Here is an 8,982-nt window from a genome sequence, read left to right as displayed (position 1 = left end):
GTTTGGTCTGGTTTTGGTTGTTGATTACTCTGAGAATTTGTATTTTCTCTATTCTCTAATAACTCTTTTGCTCTTATGTGTTCACTGATGCTTTCTTGAGCAATACGAATCTCTTGTTGCTCAAGAATCTTAACTAAAAATCTTTCTGTAATACTCTGCCACGCTTGTTTAGATACGAAACGAATAGCCTCAAGCTCATTACCAAGGCGGTTCAAAATCTCCTGAAGTTTAGAATTTCTGTTTGGAAGATTGATACTATTATAGTCTTTTACATAATCCAAGCCTGAGATCTTTTCTTGAGAGGAAGAAAGCCTTTTGAAGAAGATCTCCTTTCGCCAAAATCAAACTTGGAGCCAAAGACCTTTACAAACTCTCGGTGCCGTGTCATGCCCACATACGAAAGTTTACGGAAGGTTTCATGAGTGGCTAAAAGAAAAGCTCGATCAACCGTGACACCTTGGGACTTATGGATATTGGCTGCCCAACCTAGGTCAAAATAAGAATAAAGTTTGGGAGCAAAGGAAACCTCATTATTATTATCAAGTTTGGCTTTAATCTTATGGCGATCAATTTCTAGAATTGTCCCAAGAGTTCCATTTCTAACCCCAAGGCCATTATCATTTCTCATAAAGAGAATACGATCACCTTTTGCGAAGTATTTATCTTCTTTTGTAGTAATCTTATCTCCAAAATCATCCTCATCCTCTTTATGGATGGTGAAGAGATACTCTTCTTTAGCAACAATGCCATCTCGTTTCATTAAGGTCCGTGCTTCTTCATTAAGACTTGCAGTATCTGCCTTGCTGTAGGTCATAATAAGGTGGGATTTCTCTGAATTCTCTTTAAAAGACAAATGCCACTCCTGAATGAGGTCTTTCTTAGTTTCCTCTCTTAGTACACAGATATGCTTTCTCTGATAAGGGTCGAGTTGAGGTAACTGCCATTGGTGGATTAAGATGGCGGCTTCCATTTTTTGCTCTTTGAGGCTTTTGTTCTTATCAACAAACTGCTTTGCAAAATGCTGAGGATCAACGCCCAACGCTTTCATCAAAAGTCGGCAATCCTCAAGGTTCTCCCTCATATAGTAAGAACAAGCCATTTTAAGATCTCGCCATTCTCTATAAAGACTGTAGTCTTCATGGTTCTGAAGATGATAATGAGGATCTCTCTTATCACGATTGAATTTTTTAATATCCTCAATCATAGAATAATAAATGTGCCCTACCATACGATGAGAGAGGCTATAGGCTTCAACAATTTTCGCGTGATTTTTTGTCTCGATCAATTCAGCAATTGATGGTTTTTTTCTTCAATGAATTGCACAAACCCTTTTTGATGATAAGCTTGCAAAGCTTCTCTTGTCTTAAGGGTCCCAAAAAGCTTTGTGGCTTCTTGTTGCCATTCTTCTTGCTGACGAACGACTTTTTCAAGGTTGGATGACCTTATTTTCTCAGTCACCAGCCTAAATGCAGGTCCTGCCTCAACAGGCTGCAATTGAGCCCCATCCCCCACAATGATAGCCTTAATTTTTAAATCATCAACTGCTTGCAAGAATTCATCAAACCTTGATATGTCCACCATTCCTGCTTCATCAAGCACAAGGACAGAGCCAAACCTATACTGGCACCTTCCTTCTTTATGAGATTCAAGGAATTTGTGAAGGGTTTGTGAGGATATTCCTGATTGCACTAAATTTTGCGCCGCTCGTCCTGTAGGAGCAAGACCATAAACCTTATACCCATCCAATTCCCAGATTTCTTTGGCGGCCTCCAGGGCTGTGGTCTTACCTGCACCCGCATAGCCCACAATGCATGAAAGCTGGCTTGGCGCTGTGATATGGTGCAGTGCTTTCTTTTGATCAGGAGAGAGACCACCATGCTTTGAAAGTTTTTGGTCAAACTGAGTGATAACAGCGTTCACTTTATGACGATAAACTTCATGGTTTTTTGCTTTACTCAGTCTTTCAGCCAACTGCACCAGATTTATTTCAAATTCAACCATAGATCTGGTCGTGTAGATGGAAAGATCTTCTATAGAACCATAATTGTGTTTAACAGAGTCATACCTTAGAAATACGAGTTCTTTCGAAGATTTGAGCTTATGTTCTATTTGCTTATAAAGGGTTTGATCATCAATATAACGATTGAGAACTTTCTCAACATCCCCCCACATAAAAGTCGAGTGATGCTTGCTCACAATATCAAGAACAATCTCTGGTTTCCTTATAATACGGCAAACATTCCTCAGCTTTGTTTCTTGAAAGGCGTTGGCTTTCTCTGAAGTTACTGTTGAGAAAAGATCCTTTAGTTTATTTCCAATCCTAAATTCCATATCCTTGATGTTTGTGCCTCTTTTAGGCTGAGGCTCAATTTCAATTCCTCTTTCAGCATAAGATCTATGATCAAGTCTTTCATCAAAACCATGTATCTTAAGATGAAAGTTTGTGTAAGCGACAAACTGTTCCCTTAATTCTGCTCCTAAGCTTCTTCGATTCCAGTCAATTTCTTTTTTTGAAGATAATCCGGGTTCTGTAAACCTTCTTGTGAGCATTAAAGCATGGCAATGGGGTTTTCTTTCTCCTGTCTCTTCATCAATATCAAGATGGAAGTTAGCAAGGACAGTCATGCCTTGCCCACACATCTGATCTTGAATAAATTCATTCGCCAATTTTATGCATTGCTCATCTGCAAATTCACGAGGGAGAGCAAATTCATATTCTCGATAGACTTGAGCATCTTTTCTTTTCTCGTGTCCCTCCACAATATCAGAAAACTTCTGCACTCCTTTTTGACGGTCTGCTGCTATCAGATTTCTTAACTATAAAGCCCACGCTGGCGCATCTTTAGGAAGCAGTAATTCCACATGCTGAACCTCATGAATTTTCTTCCGCGTGACCATCAACTCGCCTATCCTATGATCATAGACTTTGCAGCCTATACGATAAGCTAAAGCTCGCACCGTATTCCGATTAGAACGAGAGATCATTTTTAAGCGGCCATGAGCCAATGCCATTCTGTATTTTTATTCCTTTCAATTCATCCAAACTTGGAGGCTTGCCTCGAAGGCAATTTTATGGCAACATATCTGCGCGCTTGTCACAAAAATATTATCTCCAAGACTTTTATATTTATTCTCTCTATTATATGTATTTATCTACCTATTAAAAAGGAAAAAGTGGGATTTTAAAGGGAGATTTAATCTCCATTTTGGCAAGAAAGAACACCATAGATTTTAGGAGAAAACACATATGAATAATATTAATTTGGTCAGGAAAAAAATTGAAGTTTTGAAAAAAAGAAGCTGAGCTGGAGACTAAGGAAGCCCTCATGCTTTACAGAAGGCTCCATAAAATTTTAGGGGAAGAATATTCACCTGAGTAATTGCAAGACTTGTCTCTTATGCTTGGAAAGATACGTCGCCTAAACTGAAGGAGGCATAGCTGTAAAAAGTAACTTCCTTTCATCTCTTTCAAGACTTTTAACAAGCAAATTAAGCTGGTAAATTTAACCATTCAACAGGTAAAAAGCAAAGAAGAACCTGAGGCAACTTTTATTGCCTCTATATCCAAGAAAGCATATTCGAGAGCATTAATTTAACTTCAAATGCTATATAAAACCGCACTATAGAATGTTTTGGCACTCAAGATGAGAGGAATCACTATATAATCCTCTAAATTTTACAATTGACTGTTCTTTAATCATTGCTACCTAGAAATTTATAAAATTTCATATTGAAATGAAAGTACTTCGCCGCAAGCTGTCGGGGTATCATTCTCCAGAAAGAAGTCTATTAGTTTGCGTAGCAAGCTACGGGGAATTTTAATCCATACGAGCTTAAAGTTCTTGTGAAAAGCCCCACTTACTGCCATGCGCGGATTGTTAAATTGTAAAGATCAGAAAAACATTCATCATCAAGGATCAAAAAGTTAGGCTGCTTTAACTGAATAAATTCAGCTTAGCATATTTTGAATATTGCTCCCCATATGCTCCCCCAGTAAAAAAGAAGGCAGAAGGAAGACGGGATAACCCATTGAAATTCATGGTGGGCGATGAGGGATTTGAACCCCCGACCCTCTCGGTGTAAACGAGACGCTCTCCCGCTGAGCTAATCGCCCTGAATTGGCCACACCATACCTAAAACTTTCGTAAGAGAAAAGAAGAATATTACACTAAAGTGATTATTTTACTCTTTTAAAGAAGATTTAAGCTAAAAAAATACGTGTGGAGTAGTTTCAATAATCTTTTTTATAAAGAAATTCGTTCTTTCCTCATTTTATGCTCAAGAAAATCTCTCAAAGAAGTAATGCGCTTTGAATCACTTTTATTCTCTTTATAAACATAATATAAATCGATAAGGGGAACATTTAAGTGAGGCAATACATTAACAAGATTAGAATTTTTTATACTTGGGAGTTCTCCCGAGATTTGAGCGATACCAAGTCCTTCTTGTGCTGCATTTATCAATCCTTCTAAACTATTGATTTTTAGGAAAGGTCGATCAATTAGATAAGGTGGCGCTCCAAGCTCTAAAGCCCAAGACAAATGACCATACGGACTTAAAATATCATCTCCATAAGCCAACATTTGATGCTCTTTTAGAGATTCTAGTGTTTTTGGAATCCCATGCTTTTCAAGATAACAAGGACTTGCCCATAACCCCAGATGAAAAGACTTAAGATAATGTTGAATAAGACCCGGTTGATGTGGGACTTTAGTGCATATGGCAACATCTGCTTCAACTGTATTTATTTTCTCTGTAACTCCAACAATTGTAATACGAACTTCTGAATGAAGCTCTAGATACTCTCGAAGATAACTCATCAACCAAGAAGCGCCCATATGAGGCGAAGTAACAATCTTCAATTCTCCATAAGCATCATTATTTTTCAAACAATTAATAATACATTCTGCTTCATGAATAAAATGATGAGCAAAATTATAAAGCCTCTCTCCTTTTTCCGTCAACATCAATCCTTTTGAAGTTCTTTTTAAAAGGGAAACTTTTTCTCGATATTCAAAAAGCTGCACGGAACGACTTAAAGCTGACTGACTTATATGAAGAACTTTAGACGCTTTACTGAAACTGCCAGCCTTGGCTACCACATAGAATATTCTTAATTTTTCTAAATCCATGATGCTCCACCCTATAGTTAATTGTTGTTATGTAGAATCAGTCAAATCGTAATTTAGGGCGGTGTTATAAAGTTATTTCTTCAACAAGTCAAACTGAGAGATAAAAAAATAAAAAAGATAAATTTTAAAAACTATATTTTAAATATTCTTACTTTTCAAAAAGTTAAATCTTACCTATGCATTTATTTCATAGGAAGAGCTCTTTACATATGATTAAATTATATTTGAACTTGCAAAGGGATATTCATAATTTTAAGGGGTCGAGTTGAGTTAAAAACTTTTAATTTAAACTCTATATTGTTGTAAAGTTTTTCCTGTTTAATAAAACTTTACGTCTCCCTGTCAACTTGGTCAGAAGATTTTATCTTCTGACCTTTTTTATTAAAAAATCAAGTATTTACTATCACAATACCTTTTTCTTCTAAAAGCGATTTTAGGTCACCAGATTCATACATCTCACGAACAATATCAGCTCCCCCAATAAATTCGCCTTGAATATAGAGTTGTGGAATAGTTGGCCAATTTGTAAAGTCTTTTATTCCTTGACGAATTTCTAGATCTTCAAGCACATTCACATCATGGAATTCAGCTCCTAAGCGACTTAAAATCTGGACAACGGTACCTGAAAAACCACAAAGAGGTGCTCTTTTTGTGCCTTTCATATACAATACAATGGGGTACGTATTAAGGTGATCCTGGATGGTTTCAAAAATAGCTGTCATTTATTGCTCCTTTATACAGAATGAGGCACTTGTGTTTTTAGGCTCAAAGCATGAAGTTCTCCCCCCATTCGACCTTGAAGCGCCTTATAAACCATTTGATGCTGTTGTATCTTTGTTTTCCCTTCGAATGAAGAAGATGTCACAATTGCAGCATAATGATCTTGATCTGCGACTAATGATTTTAATTGCACATTCGCATCAGGAATCTCTTGCTTAATTAAATCAATAATGTCCTCAGCACGCATAGGCATTGAATATCCTCTTCATCGTCATAAAACTTGCAGAAAAATTAACTCGTTCCCTTATAAAATGCAAGTCATGTCCAATAGATAATTTTAGAAAAAATATCAGAAACATTCTTTTATATAATAACAACTCTTATATCAATATTTTGATGAAAAATTAATTAATTATTATTTAATTAAAAGGAAAATAAATAAAAACATCTATATTTTCAAATATTTAATATTTTTTTGACTTTTTTTATCGTCGTTTACCGCTTTTTAATCAAATTCCTTTTTAATTAAATTAGACAGTAAAAAAAGTAAAACAGCAACCTTCGTTAAGGCTTGCTACATAACAAGGGAGATAACGATGAGAGAAAGTATACAACACGTCATAGATAATGTCCGCCCTCCACGCGTACAAATCACATATGATGTTGAGATTGGCAATGCTGTTGAATCACGAGAGTTACCTTTTGTACTTGGATTAATGGCTGATTTATCTGGCGCCTCTGAAGTTGCACGCCCCCCATTGAAAGAACGTAAATTTGTCGATATCGCAAGCGACATGATACCAGATGTTATGGCTGCTATCCGTCCAAGGGTAAATATTTTGGTTCCAAATAAATTAGGCGGAGATGCTAAAGAAATTAATGTTGATTTAACATTTCTGACGATGGACGATTTTGAACCTCTTCAAATTGTTGGCCAAACTCCTGTTCTTAATGATCTTTACACCACAAGAACTCGACTTAACGATTTACTTGGGAAGCTAGAAGGTAATGAAGCTCTCAACAAAGCGATGGATGAAATTATGACGAACAAAGGGGAAAACACAGATGTCCCAAGTTTAGTGCAATCTACTCAGATGGTTAGAGATCCTTCTCAAGAAAATTATGCTGGTGTCTTAATTAATGAATTTATCACTCTCGTTAGTAAAGTAGATAAAATGCCTGCTGATTGTGTCGCTTTAGTTCAACAACGTATTGCTGAGCTTGATACAACGGTTGGTGCTCAACTTAATGAAATTTTGCACCATTCAGATTACCAAAAACTCGAAGGCAGTTGGAGAGGTCTCTGGCTTTTAATGACAACGACCACTCAGAATGCTCATATTAAGATTCGTCTTCTTAATGTAACTAAGACAGAACTTATTCTCGATTTAGAAAAAGCTTGTGAATTTGATCAAAGTCACTTGTTTAAAAAAGTTTATGAAGAAGAATATGGAACTTTTGGTGGCTCTCCTTACTCTTTCTTAATGGGTGATTTTGAGTTTGGACGTAATCCCCAAGATACAGAATTGCTCACAAAACTTTCTCAAGTTGCCGCTGCAGCACATGCCCCATTCATTGCAGCCGCGAATCCAAATTTGTTTGATCTTATTAGTTTCTCTGAATTAGGCCACCCAAGAGATCTATCTCGTATTTTTGATTCCACTGAACTTGGAAAGTGGGCTTCATTCCGCGAGACTGAAGATTCACGTTACGTTGCACTTACCCTCCCTCATATCTTGATGCGTCTTCCTTATGGGGGCGAAAATGGTCAGATGGTGATGGGTCTAAACTTTATTGAAGATGTTGATGGAACTGATAACTCTAAATTCTGTTGGGGAAGTTCAGCTTGGGGTCTGGCTCAAAGAATTCTTCATGCCGCAACCGAGTATGGTTGGCCAGCTGCAATTCGTGGCGTTGAAGGCGGTGGTATGGTTGAAGATCTCCCTTATTACACTTTCAAAACAACAGATGGTGATGTTGCTCTTAAATGTCCTACAGAGATCTCAATTACGGATCGACGCGAGAAAGAATTGAGTGATCTAGGGTTTATTGGTTTGGTTCATTGTAAGAACCGTGACTATGCCGCTTTCTTCGGCTCACAAACATGTCAGAAACCTAAACTCTATAACTTGGATGAAGCCAATTCAAATGCACGACTCTCTGCGAGATTGTCTTATATTTTGGCAGCTTCACGCTTTGCTCACTACATTAAAGTCATTATGCGCGATAAGGTTGGAAGTTTTATGTCTCGTGCAGATGTTGAGACTTATCTCAATAACTGGATTGCCTCATACGTCCTTTTAACAGATGAAGCAAGCCAACCCGTAAAAGCACGTTATCCACTACGTGAAGCCCGAGTCGATGTCTATGATGTTCCTGGACAGCCTGGAAGTTATAGAGCTGTTGTCTTCTTAAGACCCCACTTCCAAATGGAAGACTTGACAGCATCTATTCGTCTTGTTGCTGCCTTACCAAAGCGGGCTGCAGGTTGAAGATAAACAGGAATAAAATTGAAAAAATGAAAAGAAATTAAGGAGATCAAAATGCCAAATGAAATAGGTAATTTCTCAAGTGTCGCAGCATCTGCAGTGAACTGGGCTAGAGGGGCAACTCAACCTGATCAATTAGTCCCTTCAGAATCATATCGGAACGTAACTGCAACACCTGAGTTTATGATTAAAATTGATGGCGTTGATACTAAATCAACGTTGGAAAACTTTACAGATCATGTGCAGTTATTTCACTTCAATTATCGGATTAGTCGTCTTACGAATCCTAACGCCGCGGATCAACTTTATACATCAGCACGCGTTGTGATTGAAGATCCTGTAATGGTGATACCGAATGGCAACTTTGCACCAATCATTTTGAACAAACTGATGAAAGGCGATAAAATTGAGACAATTCATATCGCTCGTTTAGCGAACATTGCCCAAATTAATGTGGTTGTCCAAGAACTAACTTTTACGAATAACTACTTTCAAACTTATGAACCAAAGTATGATACTGTCGTTGTTACTTTTAGACCAACCACCATTGAAAACAAGATCAATAGTTACGATCAAGGTGGCACAAACACTGGCTCAACTTCTGTGAAGTTTGATTTTACGACAGGACAATTAGTATAACT

9 protein-coding genes and 1 tRNA gene are annotated in these 8,982 nt (G+C 37.3%); 2 read left to right on the top strand and 8 right to left on the bottom strand.

Features of this window, described 5'->3' with window-relative positions; all coding sequences use genetic code 11:
- The 8 genes from J0H12_06040 to J0H12_06005 form a co-directional block, all read right to left on the bottom strand.
- Positions 1–281, bottom strand: a 281-nt coding sequence (locus tag J0H12_06040) for a hypothetical protein (GenBank protein MBN9413464.1), incomplete at its 3' end; no start/stop codon positions are given.
- Entirely contained in the window at positions 269–1,285 is a 1,017-nt protein-coding gene (locus tag J0H12_06035) for a hypothetical protein (GenBank protein ID MBN9413463.1), read from the bottom strand. The genes J0H12_06035 and J0H12_06040, both read right to left, overlap by 13 nt.
- Positions 1,282–2,781, bottom strand: coding sequence for an AAA family ATPase (locus J0H12_06030; protein ID MBN9413462.1), 1,500 nt, complete (start codon positions 2,779–2,781; stop codon positions 1,282–1,284). The genes J0H12_06035 and J0H12_06030 overlap by 4 nt, the downstream gene beginning before the upstream one ends.
- A gap of 36 nt (positions 2,782–2,817) precedes the next feature.
- Positions 2,818–3,012, bottom strand: coding sequence for a hypothetical protein (locus J0H12_06025; protein MBN9413461.1), 195 nt, complete (start codon positions 3,010–3,012; stop codon positions 2,818–2,820).
- Between the two features lie 1,027 nt (positions 3,013–4,039).
- Positions 4,040–4,114: transfer RNA gene (locus tag J0H12_06020), tRNA-Val, on the bottom strand.
- 130 nt (positions 4,115–4,244) lie between these two features.
- Positions 4,245–5,132: a LysR family transcriptional regulator gene (locus J0H12_06015; GenBank protein MBN9413460.1), complete on the bottom strand. Its 888-nt coding sequence runs from the start codon at positions 5,130–5,132 to the stop codon at positions 4,245–4,247.
- 389 nt (positions 5,133–5,521) lie between these two features.
- A complete protein-coding gene (grxD, locus tag J0H12_06010) occupies positions 5,522–5,854 on the bottom strand; it encodes a Grx4 family monothiol glutaredoxin (GenBank protein MBN9413459.1) in 333 nt (110 codons plus the stop codon).
- Between the two features lie 11 nt (positions 5,855–5,865).
- The gene (locus J0H12_06005) at positions 5,866–6,105 is read right to left on the bottom strand and encodes a BolA family transcriptional regulator (protein ID MBN9413458.1); all 240 of its coding nucleotides are present in this window, start codon (positions 6,103–6,105) and stop codon (positions 5,866–5,868) included.
- 343 nt (positions 6,106–6,448) lie between these two features.
- Here J0H12_06005 and tssC point away from each other — a divergent pair, with 343 nt between their 5' ends.
- A complete protein-coding gene (gene tssC, locus J0H12_06000) occupies positions 6,449–8,344 on the top strand; it encodes a type VI secretion system contractile sheath large subunit (GenBank protein ID MBN9413457.1) in 1,896 nt (631 codons plus the stop codon).
- Positions 8,345–8,395: 51 nt separating this feature from the next.
- Entirely contained in the window at positions 8,396–8,980 is a 585-nt protein-coding gene (locus J0H12_05995; GenBank protein MBN9413456.1) for a hypothetical protein, read from the top strand.
- Positions 8,981–8,982: the final 2 nt, after the last annotated feature.

Origin of the sequence: Candidatus Paracaedimonas acanthamoebae, from assembly GCA_017307065.1 — a bacterium.
GTDB lineage: Bacteria > Pseudomonadota > Alphaproteobacteria > Caedimonadales > Caedimonadaceae > Paracaedimonas > Paracaedimonas acanthamoebae_A.
Note: the sequence above shows the minus strand (reverse complement) of the source record. Positions and strands in the feature narration are given on the sequence as shown.